Source organism: Labrys sp. F242, from assembly GCF_057813875.1.
Map to the genome: position 1 here is coordinate 1 of NZ_JBVASG010000026.1, position 330 is coordinate 330.

Below are 330 nucleotides of genomic sequence, written 5' to 3' on the forward strand. Positions count from 1 at the left end.
GCAGCGACATCTGTCTTTCCGCCTGCGCTTCGCTCACCTTCGAGATCGCGGCGAGATAGAGGGCGGCGGCCAGACCGCTGCGGTCCGCACCGCCTTCGCAATGGATCAGGATTGGTTTTTCCGCATTGCGCAGCAATTGCACCAGGGCGTCAGCCTGGAGGCAGATCAATTGGCGTTACGCTGACATGGCGATTTCGAGATGCGTGACGCCGAGCCGGTCTTATTCGGCGATCTCGGCTTCGTTCCAGGCGGTGCCGGCTTTTCTTCCGCGGAGTTTGATCTCCGTGAGGATGACGGCCTCGCGGACATAGTGCCTGAGCCGCCCGGGAG

General features: G+C 62.1%; 1 protein-coding gene. It reads right to left on the bottom strand.

Annotated features, from left to right (window positions below; genetic code table 11):
• Positions 1 to 169, bottom strand: a 169-nt coding sequence (locus ACZYTC_RS34280; RefSeq protein ID WP_488991763.1) for a phosphatase domain-containing protein, incomplete at its 3' end; no start/stop codon positions are given.
• Between the last annotated feature and the right edge of the window lie 161 nt (positions 170 to 330).